Raw genomic sequence first — 13,197 nt, forward strand, 5'->3', positions numbered from 1 at the left:
TTTGCCATTATGTACATAGCTGGACTGCCTTCACTTATCTGCATAGCAATAATTGGTATTTCGGGGACATTATGGGTTTTGAAAATATATAAGATGAGTCAAAAATACGGCGAACATGGAATGATGAAAGCTTTGGCGAAACGACAGGTTCCCAAAGCAGTGAAATCCCAGAGCCGAAAAGTATTTATGATGCAGAACTGAAATTTGCTCAAAATTGAGTGAGTGGTAAAAAAAGAGGATGATGGAAAAGATGATAGATGATATTTTACCGATTATGGATGTAGAGCACGATTGCATCCTGTCCAAACAAGGAGATGTAACAGTGGTATTCAAAGCAGAACTGCCCGAAATATTTACTTTGTCGGATCAGGAATACGAAGCGTTCCATCAGGCATGGCTCAAAGCCATAAAGTTACTTCCAAAATTTAGCGTGTTTCACAAGCAGGATTGGTTTATAGACAGTAAGTTTGAGCCGGATTTTACAAGTGAAGACTCTAGTTTTCTGACCCGCAGCAGTGAGCGATTTTTTAATGAACGACCATTTCTGGATCATTCGTGTTATATTTTCCTGACTAAAAAACCGGCAGGCAGAAAAACGTCCAGTTCCTTATTTTCTAATTTACTTAGGAACTCTATTGTTCCCGAAGAAACATTAAAAGCGCAGCTGCGTCAGGAATTTATTGACAGTACCGGACAATTCAGACGCATATTGGAAGACAGCGGTTTTGTCAAACTGATCCGTCTTGGCAATGATGAGCTTCGAAGCCATAGCAGAAAGATTGGGATTATAGAGCGTTATTGTTTTCTATCTGAAAAAGAAAATTCCTTTGTTTTTAAGGATATTGCTTTTGATGACGGTTTGCAGGTCGGCGACAAGCATTGCCAGATTTATACTTTGGGAGATGCATCGGATTTGCCCGCCTTGTGTGGTTCCCGAATTAATTATGATCGGTATTCCACCGATAAAACCAAGTTTAGTATTGGATTTGCGTCAACTTTGGGTCAATTGTTATCCTGTAATCATATTTATAATCAATATATTTTTATAGAGGATTTTCAAAAAACTTTGCAAAAACTGGAAAGTAAAAGACTACAGCTCCAATCCTTATCTGCCTACAGCAGGGAGAACATGATTGCCCGTGATGCCACTAATGATTTTCTTAACGAGGCTATTAGCCAGCAGAGACTGCCAGTCAAAGCACATTTTAATGTATTGATTTGGACGGACAATAAAGAAGAACTCAAAGATTTAAAGAACAAGGTGTCTTCCGCCTTGGCTCAGATGGATGCAGCTGCGAAACAAGAGACAGTGGGCGCTGCACAGATTTTCTGGGCAGGAATTCCCGGTAATTCTGCAGATTTCCCAATGAATGACACTTTCGATACGTTCACAGAACAAGCCACATGCTTCCTGAATCTGGAAACAGGCTATCGCTCTTCCCTTAGTCCAATTGGAATTCGCTTGGGAGATCGTTTGACCGGCAAACCTGTTCATGTGGATATTAGTGATGAGCCAGTTAAGATGGGTATTTGTACCAATCGGAACAAATTTATACTGGGGCCATCTGGAAGCGGAAAGTCCTTTTTTACCAACCATATGGTCAGAAGTTACTATGAGCAGGGAACGCATATTGTACTTGTTGACGTAGGACATAGCTACAAGGGACTGTGTGATATGGTTAATGGGTATTACTTTACTTATGATGAAAAAAATCCAATTAGGTTCAATCCATTTTATATCAGCGAAGGCGATATACTCGATACCGAGAAAAAAGAAAGTATTAAAACATTACTCCTGGCACTCTGGAAAAAAGACAATGAAACCTTCAATCGAAGTGAGTATGTAGCACTGTCCAATGCGCTTCAATTGTATTATGAAAAGTTAGACAGCAATTCTGAGTTATTTCCCTGTTTTGACACTTTTTATGAATTTCTGAAGAATGATTTTGTAACCATTTTGGAGGGCGACAAGGTAAAGGAAAAGGATTTTGATGTGAATAATTTCCTTTATGTGCTTCGTCCTTACTACAAAGGAGGTGAATTTGATTACCTCTTAAATGCTATTGAGAATCTGGATCTATTAAAAGAACGCTTTATTGTTTTTGAACTCGATAACATCAAAGACCATCCGATACTCTTTCCTGTGGTAACTATCATTATCATGGAAGTCTTCATCAGTAAGATGCGTAAGCTTAAAGGAATCCGCAAAATGATCCTCATTGAAGAAGCCTGGAAAGCCATTGCCAAGGAAGGGATGTCGGAATACATAAAGTATTTGTTCAAAACCGTGCGTAAATTCTTTGGTGAAGCCATAGTAGTGACTCAGGAAGTCGAAGATATTATATCCTCGCCAGTGGTCAAGCAGGCTATCATTAATAACAGTGACTGCAAGATATTGCTGGACCAGAGCAAGTACCAAAATAAGTTTGAGCAAATCCAGGAACTGCTTGGACTTACCGACAAAGAAAAAGCACTCGTACTCTCGGTAAACAAAGCCAATGATCCTGATAAGAAATACAAAGAAGTATTCATCTCACTTGGAGGTATGCATTCGAAAGTATACCGTACAGAAGTGTCCGTTGAAGAATATTACGCCTACACAACCGAAGAAACTGAAAAAGTAAAAGTACAGGCGTATGCTAAGAAATTTGATGGTGACATCAGAAAAGGGATTGCAGCACTTGCCAATGACTTAAGAGCATAAAAAATTATAAAAACTAAAGAACACTACTTATGAAAACAAAGAAGAAAATCATGATTTGCCTGTTGTGCTTTTTACTGATCAGCACTCCGGCAAGACCGACAACGGTTGCAGCAATACCGATTTTAGAAATTGTAAAAGCGGTTGCTAAAAAGGTAATTAAGGCTATTGACCTTAGGATCCAAAAACTGCAAAACAAAACGATCTGGCTGCAGAATGCGCAGAAAAAAATAGAAAATATTCTTTCCAAACTAAAGCTGGATGAGATATCTGATTGGACACAAAAACAAAAAGAACTTTATAGGAATTATTACGAGGAACTGGCAAAAGTCAAATCTATCATTACCTATTACCAGCGTATCAAGGATATCAGTGAAAAGCAGGTTCGTTTGGTGAATGAATACGAAAGAGCATGGAACCTGTTTCAAAAAGATGCTCATTTTAATTCCAGCGAACTCGATTATATGCAAAGTGTGTATTCCGGAATATTAAATGAAAGCCTGAAAAATATCGATCAGATTTTCTTGGTTTTGGATTCTTTCACCACACAGATGAGTGATGCCAAAAGACTGGAGATCATAAATGCTGCTGCAGATCAGATTGATGCCAATTATGATGACCTGACGCTATTCAATAGGCAGAACATACTACTGAGTCTTCAAAGAGCGAAAACAGAGCATGATGTCAAATCCGTTAAACAATTTTACGGAATTCCGTAATAAATCAAAAAACATGAAAAAAATATTTTTACTAGTGCTTTTTACTACACTGATTACAGGAAATCTTCAGGCACAGGCAAAACAGCAAAGGTTGCTTTTACAACAAATAGCAGCCCTGCAAGTCTATATCGGATATGCTCAAAAAGGCTATTCCGCCGTCAAAAAGGGGCTGAATACCATAGGCGAATTTAAACGTGGAGAATTTAATCTTCATACTGATTATCTGAATTCTCTAAAGGCAGTCAACCCCAAAATAAAAAAGTATGCCAGGGTAACAGAAATTATTGGGCTCCAGATCAAAATCATGAAAAGCTACAAAAGCTTATATCAGCAAATCCAGCAGGATGATTTGTTTCATGGAGATGAAGTCGATTATATCAAAAGGGTTTTTGAAAGGTTAATCAAAAATTGTGAAACCAATCTGGATGAACTACTGACAATCATGACGGACGGAAAGTTAGAAATGAAAGATGATGAACGAATGAAACGCATTGATATGATTTACCAGAATATGCTGGATAACTACGCTTTTTCTGAGAGCTTCAGTAATGAAACTAAAATCCTGGCTGTATCAAAAGCAACCGAATTGAAAGAAGCAAAAAACAGCCGTGTCGTAAACGGCATTAATACTGATTTGCCATGAAAAAATTACTGATTATAGGAATTGTGTTTACCGGATTACTATTTCCATCTCAGATAACTGCTCAAAAACAGGAAATCCAGCAATTGATTTTGAACATAGAGAAGTTGGCCCAGTTCAAACAGATTCTAAATGATATGAAAAAGGGCTATGAAATACTCAGTGGAGGCTATAATACTGTAAAAGATTTGTCTGAAGGAAATTTCAGCCTTCACGAAACATTTCTTGATGCGCTGATGCAGGTCAGTCCCACAGTTAAGAATTACAGTCGTATTGGTGACATTGTGAATTATCAGGTGCTTTTGGTAAAAGAATACAAGTCCGCTTTTAGCCGCTTTAGGGATAGTAAAAATTTTAATCCAGAAGAAATTGCCTATTTCGAAAGGGTGTACAATAATCTTTTTAAGCAAAGTCTTAGAAATCTTGATGAGCTGACATCAGTCATTACCGCTAATAAAATGCGAATGTCAGATGATGAAAGGCTAGCCGCTATTGACAAAATATATGCAGATATGCAGGATAAGCTTTTATTCTTGAGAAACTTCAACAATAATACAACTGTATTGGCTTTACAGCGTGCAAAAGAACGCAATGATAGCGAAGTACTGCGCAGTATTTACAAGTTAAACAATTAAAAACTCAACGGCCATGATAAAGATAAATAAGGAGATATTACTTGTCATCCTGGGGATTTTATTCCCCTTTATGAGCCACGCACAAACAATGGCAGATGACATGAACAGCCTGCATAGTGTACTGGAACAATTGTATGATGAGATGATGCCTTTATGCAGTAACCTAATTGGCGTCGGACAGGGACTTGCCGGTTTCGCTGCTATGTGGTATATCGCCTCAAGAGTCTGGCGACATATTGCCAGTGCTGAGCCCATAGATTTTTATCCGCTCTTTCGTCCTTTTGTTATCGGATTTTGCATTATGATTTTTCCGTCCGTTTTATACATGATTAATGGAGTTATGAAACCTACTGTTACAGCAACTGCCTCCATGGTGGAAGGATCGAATAAAGCGATTGAAAGACTGCTTAAAGAAAAAGAAGAAGCACTCAAAGAAACAGATCCCTGGAAAATGTATGTGGGTTCGACAGGAAGCGGTGATCAGGATAAATGGTACAGATATACGCACGATGATGCAGATCCAAGTGGGCAGGGAATGCTGGATGGTATTGGAAATGATATCAAATTTGCCATGAGCAAGGCCTCTTATAATTTTCGAAATTCAGTAAAAGAATCGATGAGCGAAATACTGAGGGTATTATTTGAAGCTGCTTCCCTATGCATCGATACGCTGCGGACTTTTCAATTGGTGGTACTTTCTATTTTAGGTCCAATCGTTTTTGGTATTTCAGTCTTTGATGGTTTTCAACATACCCTTACCGTCTGGCTGGCACGCTATATCAATATTTATTTGTGGCTTCCCGTGGCTAATATATTTGGAAGCATCATCGGAAAAATTCAGGAGAATATGCTCAAAATTGATATCGCACAAGCGGGTGAATACGGTAATACTTTCTTTAGCAGGACTGATGTTGCCTATTTAGTATTTATGATTATTGGTATTGTGGGGTATTTTACGGTGCCCTCTGTAGCTAATTACATTGTTCATGCCGGAGGCGGTGGTGCACTGGGACAAAAAGTAACCAATATGTTTAGTAGTTCTACAACTTCAGTGATGAGTACTGCATCTCAAGGCACTACAATGGCAGCTGATGCTATGGGAAATGCTGCAGGGCGTATGTATCAAAGTATGTCTGACTCTGGCAAGTCAGCTCCTTATTTTAAGGATAATGACGGTTATATGGGTAATAAATTAAAAGGCAATTCTTAACCTCAAAATAAAAATAGCATGTTTAGCAAAATGAAAAATATAGACACTGCCTTTCGACATGTTCGAGGTTTTACTATGCTGGTCATTACAGGCTGTATTATAATTAGCTGTTTTTCAATTTACAAGAGTTTTACTCTGGTATCGCAAATGCAGAATAAGGTTTATATACTCGCTAATGGAAAGGCATTGGAAGCTTACGCTTCAGATCGAAAAGACAATATACCTATTGAGGCGCGTGACCATGTAAAGACGTTTCATCAATTCTTCTTTACTCTTGATCCTGATGATAAAGTCATCAAAAGTAACGTCACCAAGGCACTTTATCTGGCCGATGACAGCGCCAAAAGGATCTACGATGATTTAAAAGAAAATGGCTATTACTCGGGTATCATCTCCGGGAATGTGAGCCAGACGATAAAGATTGACAGTATAACCATTGACATCAATAACTATCCGTATGGGTTTAGATGTTATGCTACTCAAAATATCATTCGTACCACGAGCATTGCCCATCGAAACCTTATAACGGAAGGCAACCTACGCAATGTATCGCGAAGCGACAACAACCCGCATGGTTTTTTAATCGAGCGATGGAATACCATTGAAAATCGGGATTTAGGCACTGAAAATAGAAAATAACAAACTACTGATTATGAAATTCACTTTAAAAAGAAACAGCAAAAGTAGAGATGTTAGAACAGAGACTAAAGATAGTCTATGGCAAAGATTTGAGCAGGCTAATCTTCGATTGCAACATAAGTGTGCGCAATGGCTGGAACAAAAAACAGCTCATTTTTCACGACTCCATTGGATTGTGGTTTTATTCACTTTTATAGTGTTTACAGGAGGTTGCAGTATTTATCTGATTGTAACGAGTTTTTCTGGTAATACAACTAAAAATATAACTGTTATTCCAATTACTAAACCAACGAGTTCGCTTTCCGTAAAAAAAAATGACATCGAATTAAATACAATTATCAGTAAAGTCGAATTGGAAAAAATTATTCGTTTTCGAAGGTATGTGGATAGTCTGGGGCGCAGTCCCACAGGAAAAAAAACGCACGATAGTATTGTACAATACCGTCCGGGACTTCTAGACAGTCTTGCAATATTAGAAAACTATTATTACTCACATTATAAAAATTGATATCATGGAACAAAAAACAAAATCATTAAAAGTACTTAAGCAGCGTAAGATGCTCTTGGTATTACCAATATTGGCTCTGCCTTTTATAACGGCCATTTTTTGGGCATTGGGCGGTGGAAAAATGGAAGCGGCGAACTTAGCAACTCCAGAGCAAAAAGGTTTTAATATCAAACTTCCCAATGCGAACCTTAAAGAAGGACTTCTGCTGGATAAAATGAATTACTACGATATGGCAGCCCTTGATTCGGCAAAGCTAAATGAGCTCATCAAGAAAGATCCTAACTATTTGGATCAATCATTTCAGATTGATTCAACTGAAGACAGCAGTGTTGTTACTCATAGAAAGGAACGAAATGGTTTAAATACATCCGTGCATCGTGATCCGAATGAAGAAAAAGTGCATCAAAAATTGGAAGCATTGCAAAAAGCAATCAATACGCCGGCAGTTCCGGTACAAAACAGGGATGTTAGTATATATTCAAAATCAAATGAGTCTTCCATGCATTCCAAAGATGTAGACAGACTCGAACAAATGATGCAGTCCATGAATGGTCAGCAGGATAGTCCAGATCCGGAATTGCAACAACTCGGTGGAATGTTGGAAAATATATTAGACATTCAGCATCCCGACAGAATACAGGAGAAATTAAGAAAAGCTTCCGAGATTCAGCGAGGACAAGTATTCTCCATTTCAACCAAAGAGCAAGAAGAACCTGTTTCCTATTTACAAAACAAATCGGATAATACTACCGAATCCAGACACAATAGATTTTACTCCATCGATGAACCCGCAATTAATGACTACTCTCAAAATGCTGTGGAAGTTGTTATTCACGAAACTCAAACCATTGTAAATGGAGCTACAGTGAAGTTCCGACTTATGAATGACATTTTTATAAATGGTATTAAACTTCCTAAAGACAATTTTTTGTTTGGGACAGCATCCTTAAAAGGAGAAAGGCTAACAATCAAGATAAACAGCATTAGATACAACAACTCTTTATTTCCAGTGGATTTATCGGTTTATGATATGGATGGACTTATTGGAATTTATATTCCGGGAGCTATTAACCGTGATGTGGCTAAAGCATCCGCTGACCGTTCCATGCAGACTTTGGGCGTTGCGAGTCTTGATGATTCCTGGGGTGCTCAGGCAGCCGGTGCTGGAATTGAGGCAGCTAAAAGCTTGCTCAGTAAAAAAGTAAAAATGGTAAAAGTGATTGTAAAAGCCGGCTATCAGGTCCTGCTTCGAGATGAAAAACAAAAAGATTCCAATTAAAAACTAAACAACAATACAGATGAAAAATTTTAATCTATTGGTGATGGGTTATTTATTATTTATGACCATCAGCGTATTTGCTCAACAAACAAGTAAAAACAACCTTTCTAAAATTGAGTCCGATTCTTTACTGATAGCGTATTCAAAAACAACCAATATAGTATTTCCTTTTGCGATAAAAAGCGTCGACAAAGGAAGTCCCGACATACTGGTTCAAAAAGCAAAAGGTCTGGAAAACATTCTTCAAATCAAAGCAGCTCAAAAAGGATTTTTTCAAACCAATCTAACTGTAATTACTGCTGACGGAAAATTATATTCTTTCGTGTTGAATTATGATGAAGAATCGCCACAACTGAATCTTTCGCTTAATAAAACAAAACCAGAAGGACAAGAAATCTATTTTTCTGATGAAAGCATAAACGACCAGGATGTTCAGGAATATTCAAAATTAGCGCTCTACGACAAAAAAAAGCTTCACGGTCAAAAGGAAAGCAAATACGATATTGATTTTAGGCTCAACGGAATTTTTATTCGTGACGAAGTAATGTATTACAGGATAAAGATAACCAACTATTCTAAAATCAATTATGAGATCGACCAGCTTCGTTTTTTTATCCGTGACACTAAAAAAATAAAACGTACTGCCTCACAGGAAATTGAAATTACACCCATTTATATCCTGAATAATGTTGATAAAATCGAAGCTGAAGCAGAAAACATCTTTGTATTTGCGCTGCCAAAATTTACAATTCCAGAAAAAAAATATTTAGCCATACAGCTAATGGAAAAAAATGGCGGCAGGCATTTAGAAGATCATATCAAGAATAAAAAACTGGTACAGGTTACTGTACTTCCTAAACTTTAAACTATTTAATAATTAAAAAATTGAAATCATGAACGAGAAAAATTTTGAATACTTAAGAGATCAAATTAAGTATACAGGTTTCGGTGAAGCACTGGAATCTCAATTAAAGGAAAAAATGCAAAAGGAAGAGCCTGATTTCACTTTGACACATAACACGCAATATGGTAATGATACCGCTAAAGCGACATTAAATTTTAAAAAATCCGATCAAAGCGACATTTACTTTTTTAATTCTTATAAAGTAGAATTGCAAAAAGAAAATTCTAAAGAAGCATTGGAGCAAACCTTTTACATCAATAAGGGCAGCAACATAACCATGAAAGAAGCTTACAATCTTATGGAAGGCAGATCTGTAAATAAAGATCTCACCAGTAAAGAGGGCGAAGTTTACAATTCTTGGGTTCAAATGGATTTCAAACAATCCGAAACTAATGGAAACTTTAAACTAAACCATTACCATCAGAATTACGGTTATGATTTAGAAACAGCACTCTCCAAACATCCAATTAAAGAACTGGAAACTCCAAAATACAAAGAAGACTTGATTAATTCTTTGAAAAAGGGAAATCTGCAATCCGCTACTTTCCAAAAAGAAGGTAATGAGATCAAACAGTATATTGAAGCCAGTCCACAATTCAAGACAATCAACATCTATGACGGTAACTTGCAACGCGTTGACAACCGCCATTCCAAAGAAGAAAAGCAATCCGAAACCCAGCAAGCTTCTGAAAAGCAAAGCAGCAAAAAGCAAAACCAAAGTGCTGATGACGATGGACCTGAAGTGCCGAAGGAAGTTAAGAGAAAAAGGAAAAGTCAATCCATGTAATCAGTAATCATGAACGAACAACTTCCCATGAACAGAGTAGAGATGGAATTAAACCAGTGGCGCTCCAGGGAGGAGCGTTTTAGTAAACTGTTTAATTTCAGTCTTTCTAATAATAGATCACTGATTAAAGAAAAGCTGCATCATTACGAGCGTATTGGAACAAAGTACAAAGGCACTAAAAATATTGAGGAACGTTTTGCTCTGCAGATGCTCAAGCAGGAAAGGAACAAGATTCTAAAACAGCTTTATCCTAATTTATTAGTACGTCTTGTTCGTAAACTTCTCATTGCACCACTCATAGACCAAATTGCGGTGCGCAAGGATGCAAAAGAGGAAGAAAAAAATAACCAATCGCTGAACGATCAGGTGCAGCGTATTGGTTTTAGAGATTTGTCAAATCAAATTGAACAGCAAATAAAACAAGGTCATGAGCAGTTTATTATTCCGGTTTCCCATTATGAGAACGAAAAAGAACGATTAAATCATGAGTTGTCTTTTTCTAAAGACCAGAGTGGAAAGTATCAATTTGAAGGGTATAAAACCACTTTGCAAAATGAATCAAAACCTGAAGAAAGTAGAAGCCAATATTTTAATGTTCAAGAAGGAAATTCTGTTGATACAACACAGGCTTATAATTTATTAGCTGGACGTGCAGTTCAAAAGGAAAAATCTTGGATCAAATTGGATTTTAATGACAAAGATGCTAGTGGTAATCACCGTCTAAAAGAATTTCATTCGGGGTATGGTTATGACCTTGAGAAAGCTGTACAACAGCTTCCTTTAAAGGAATTATCAAATAAAACTCAAGCCGATAAATTAAAGGATGATTTAAAACAAGGAAATCGGCTGCCTGTAACCTTGATTAAAAACGGAAATGAGCATCGATTTTATATTGAAGCCAATCCTCAGTTCAAATCGGTAAACATTTATGATGAGCACTCAAGAAAAATAACACTTTCAACGGCATTGGGTAATAAACCAATGGAAACTGTAAAACAGCTGCAAAAATCAAATGAGCATCACCAGCAGAATCATTCTAAACGAAATGGTATGCGTATTAGCTGATAAACTGCAATATAATGAAAACACTAAAACCTCTATCGGATTTCTTTAAGGCAATAGAAAAAGATCATCGTATCAGTATTACTCATATTGGTATATATGCTGCATTGCTTCAATTTAGAACAGAAAATGGTTTTGTTAATCCTATTGAGGTTTATAGGGCTGAAATCATGAAGTTAGCTAAGATAACCGGACCTGTAACCTATCATAAATGCATACGTGAACTAGACGAATATGGTTACATTGATTATCTACCAAAACGTAATAGAAACCAAAAGAGTACTATTTATTTTCCTATATGAGTAATTGAATCAATTTTAATTTAATAAGTAAAGCCCGCTTGCGGGCTTTTGCTATCAATAGAAGGAGGTATATAATGAGAGAGGAAGAAATTGATAGAATAACACCAAATAAGGCTATGGAATTATTGAGAAAGGATGGTATCAATGTAGATATTGATCAAGCAAAAACCATTTTGGATTTCTTATACGAAATGGCTGAAATAGTGGTTGATACATATTTAGATAAACAAAAAAAACGTAAATTTACCCTCACGCAAATGGGCGCAAATAAGTATAATAAATCAAGAGTAAAATCATGAAAATTGCAGATTTATATATCCGTGTGAGTACAGATGAACAGGCTGATAAAGGATATTCGCAAAGGGATCAGGAAGAACGTTTACGCAAATATTGTGAATTAAATTCTTATCAGGTTCGAAAAGTGATTATTGAAGATCATTCTGCAAAAACATTTAACCGCCCGGCATGGAAAAAGTTCCTGGCAGAACTACGTGTGCGTAGAGGGCATTCCGATGTGGTACTCTTTACCAAATGGGATAGATTTAGCCGTAACGCAGGTGATGCATATCAGATGATAAGTACTTTACGAAGATTGGGTGTTGAGCCACAGGCTGTAGAACAACCTTTAGATCTTACAATTCCGGAAAATAAAATGATGCTTGCCTTTTACCTTGCGGCACCTGAAGTGGAAAATGATCGTCGGGCATTAAATGTTTTCCATGGAATGCGCAGGGCGAAGAAAGAGGGTCGCGTTATGGGACTCGCACCTTTAGGCTATATAAATAAAATTTCCGAGACTGGAAAAAAACATATTGCAATCAAAGAGGACGAAGCTAGTATCATGAGATGGGTATTTCAAGAAATAGCTATGGGAAAATTAAATACAGAACAAATTTGGAAATTAGCAAATAAAAAAGGTTTAAATGCCACTAAAAATAGTTTTTGGGTAGCGTTACGTAATCCCATCTATTTTGGAAAAGTCTTCATACCAAAATACAAAGATGAAGAAAGTCATTTAGCTCAAGGGCAGCACGTGCCATTAATTTCTGAATCCCTTTTCTATGATGTACAGGATGTACTCGAAGGACGTAAAAGAATTAGAAGAACTACTGTAACAGTTGATCCCGCTTTACCACTTCGTGGTTATCTAATATGTCCTCTATGTGGCAAGCTACTCACTGGCAGCGCTTCTAAAGGCCGTTATAAGTATTATCATTACTATCATTGCCGCTTAGGTTGTACCTTCCGTGAGAAAGCCCCTGAGTTAAATAAAAGAATTGCAGACGAAATAAAAAATTACGCAAGACCACTACCGTTTTTAGAATTATATAAAGAAGTAATAATATCAGTATTTAAAAATAAGACAAAACATGAACGCAGTGATGTTAGTCAATTAAAGAACGAACTGGATCAGGCTAATGAAAGATTGACAAAAGCGAGAAATTTACTAATTGCCGGAGATTTAGACGCAGATGATTACCGTATAATAAAATTAGAGACTGAGGAAAGAATAAACAGGCTCGAAGTAAAGTTAACCTCTGGAATTAAAGGTACTGCAAACGTGGAACCCTTACTGAATAAGGCTATCAGTAATATTTCTCAACTTGCAACATTATACGAAGAGGGCACGACAGCAAGAAAAAGAAAGATTATAGGTTCGATTTTTCCCGAAAAACTCACTTTTGAAAATAATCAAGTTCGAACCACTAGAATTAATGAAGGATTGAGGCTAATGCTCTTATTTTACAAGGGCTTAGACAACAAAAAAAAAGGGACAAATCAGAAAAATTCTGATTTGTCCCAAGAGGTGA

Annotated in this window: 15 protein-coding genes; all 15 read left to right on the top strand. The window is 36.9% G+C overall.

Annotated features, from left to right (window positions below; all coding sequences use genetic code 11):
• Positions 1–201, top strand: a 201-nt coding sequence (locus tag ABI657_RS17150) for a DUF4133 domain-containing protein (RefSeq protein WP_348098490.1), incomplete at its 5' end; no start/stop codon positions are given.
• Between the two features lie 40 nt (positions 202–241).
• Complete coding sequence (locus ABI657_RS17155; RefSeq protein WP_348098491.1) at positions 242–2,704, top strand: TraG family conjugative transposon ATPase; 2,463 nt, start codon at positions 242–244, stop codon at positions 2,702–2,704.
• 29 nt (positions 2,705–2,733) lie between these two features.
• Positions 2,734–3,420, top strand: a complete 687-nt coding sequence (locus ABI657_RS17160; protein WP_348098492.1) for a conjugal transfer protein TraI — start codon at positions 2,734–2,736, stop codon at positions 3,418–3,420.
• A gap of 13 nt (positions 3,421–3,433) precedes the next feature.
• Positions 3,434–4,063 (top strand): hypothetical protein, encoded by a 630-nt coding sequence (locus tag ABI657_RS17165; RefSeq protein WP_348098493.1) that lies wholly within the window; start codon positions 3,434–3,436, stop codon positions 4,061–4,063.
• Positions 4,060–4,695 carry a TerB family tellurite resistance protein gene (locus ABI657_RS17170; protein ID WP_348098494.1) on the top strand — a complete coding sequence of 212 codons (636 nt, stop codon included), beginning with the start codon at positions 4,060–4,062 and terminating at the stop codon, positions 4,693–4,695. The genes ABI657_RS17165 and ABI657_RS17170 overlap by 4 nt, the downstream gene beginning before the upstream one ends.
• A gap of 13 nt (positions 4,696–4,708) precedes the next feature.
• A complete protein-coding gene (gene traJ / locus ABI657_RS17175; RefSeq protein WP_348098495.1) occupies positions 4,709–5,905 on the top strand; it encodes a conjugative transposon protein TraJ in 1,197 nt (398 codons plus the stop codon).
• A 30-nt stretch (positions 5,906–5,935) separates the two neighbouring features.
• Entirely contained in the window at positions 5,936–6,544 is a 609-nt protein-coding gene (traK, locus tag ABI657_RS17180; RefSeq protein WP_348098496.1) for a conjugative transposon protein TraK, read from the top strand.
• 13 nt (positions 6,545–6,557) lie between these two features.
• Positions 6,558–7,052 (top strand): hypothetical protein, encoded by a 495-nt coding sequence (locus ABI657_RS17185; protein WP_348098497.1) that lies wholly within the window; start codon positions 6,558–6,560, stop codon positions 7,050–7,052.
• 4 nt (positions 7,053–7,056) lie between these two features.
• Positions 7,057–8,331: a conjugative transposon protein TraM gene (gene traM / locus ABI657_RS17190; RefSeq protein ID WP_348098498.1), complete on the top strand. Its 1,275-nt coding sequence runs from the start codon at positions 7,057–7,059 to the stop codon at positions 8,329–8,331.
• 19 nt (positions 8,332–8,350) lie between these two features.
• Positions 8,351–9,196 carry a conjugative transposon protein TraN gene (gene traN, locus ABI657_RS17195; RefSeq protein ID WP_348098499.1) on the top strand — a complete coding sequence of 282 codons (846 nt, stop codon included), beginning with the start codon at positions 8,351–8,353 and terminating at the stop codon, positions 9,194–9,196.
• A gap of 28 nt (positions 9,197–9,224) precedes the next feature.
• Entirely contained in the window at positions 9,225–10,022 is a 798-nt protein-coding gene (locus ABI657_RS17200) for a hypothetical protein (RefSeq protein ID WP_348098500.1), read from the top strand.
• 9 nt (positions 10,023–10,031) lie between these two features.
• Positions 10,032–11,087: a hypothetical protein gene (locus tag ABI657_RS17205; protein ID WP_348098501.1), complete on the top strand. Its 1,056-nt coding sequence runs from the start codon at positions 10,032–10,034 to the stop codon at positions 11,085–11,087.
• Positions 11,088–11,101: 14 nt separating this feature from the next.
• Positions 11,102–11,386, top strand: coding sequence for a hypothetical protein (locus tag ABI657_RS17210; protein WP_348098502.1), 285 nt, complete (start codon positions 11,102–11,104; stop codon positions 11,384–11,386).
• A gap of 74 nt (positions 11,387–11,460) precedes the next feature.
• A complete protein-coding gene (locus ABI657_RS17215; RefSeq protein WP_348098503.1) occupies positions 11,461–11,685 on the top strand; it encodes a hypothetical protein in 225 nt (74 codons plus the stop codon).
• On the top strand, positions 11,682–13,197 hold a 1,516-nt coding region (locus ABI657_RS17220; protein ID WP_348098504.1), incomplete at its 3' end, for a recombinase family protein. The genes ABI657_RS17215 and ABI657_RS17220, both read left to right, overlap by 4 nt.

The organism is Flavobacterium sp. (assembly GCF_039930565.1).
Classification (GTDB): Bacteria; Bacteroidota; Bacteroidia; order Flavobacteriales; family Flavobacteriaceae; genus Flavobacterium.

What these genes read in the sequence shown, in the direction of transcription:
- ABI657_RS17165 (WP_348098493.1), top strand. Translation starts at nt 3,434, where the DNA reads ATGAAAAAAATATTTTTACTAGTGCTTTTTACTACACTGATTACAGGA.
- ABI657_RS17185 (WP_348098497.1), top strand. Translation starts at nt 6,558, where the DNA reads ATGAAATTCACTTTAAAAAGAAACAGCAAAAGTAGAGATGTTAGAACA.
- ABI657_RS17160 (WP_348098492.1), top strand. Translation starts at nt 2,734, where the DNA reads ATGAAAACAAAGAAGAAAATCATGATTTGCCTGTTGTGCTTTTTACTG.
- ABI657_RS17205 (WP_348098501.1), top strand. Translation starts at nt 10,032, where the DNA reads ATGAACGAACAACTTCCCATGAACAGAGTAGAGATGGAATTAAACCAG.
- traM (WP_348098498.1), top strand. Translation starts at nt 7,057, where the DNA reads ATGGAACAAAAAACAAAATCATTAAAAGTACTTAAGCAGCGTAAGATG.
- traK (WP_348098496.1), top strand. Translation starts at nt 5,936, where the DNA reads ATGAAAAATATAGACACTGCCTTTCGACATGTTCGAGGTTTTACTATG.
- ABI657_RS17200 (WP_348098500.1), top strand. Translation starts at nt 9,225, where the DNA reads ATGAACGAGAAAAATTTTGAATACTTAAGAGATCAAATTAAGTATACA.
- traJ (WP_348098495.1), top strand. Translation starts at nt 4,709, where the DNA reads ATGATAAAGATAAATAAGGAGATATTACTTGTCATCCTGGGGATTTTA.
- traN (WP_348098499.1), top strand. Translation starts at nt 8,351, where the DNA reads ATGAAAAATTTTAATCTATTGGTGATGGGTTATTTATTATTTATGACC.
- ABI657_RS17155 (WP_348098491.1), top strand. Translation starts at nt 242, where the DNA reads ATGGAAAAGATGATAGATGATATTTTACCGATTATGGATGTAGAGCAC.
- ABI657_RS17215 (WP_348098503.1), top strand. Translation starts at nt 11,461, where the DNA reads ATGAGAGAGGAAGAAATTGATAGAATAACACCAAATAAGGCTATGGAA.
- ABI657_RS17210 (WP_348098502.1), top strand. Translation starts at nt 11,102, where the DNA reads ATGAAAACACTAAAACCTCTATCGGATTTCTTTAAGGCAATAGAAAAA.
- ABI657_RS17170 (WP_348098494.1), top strand. Translation starts at nt 4,060, where the DNA reads ATGAAAAAATTACTGATTATAGGAATTGTGTTTACCGGATTACTATTT.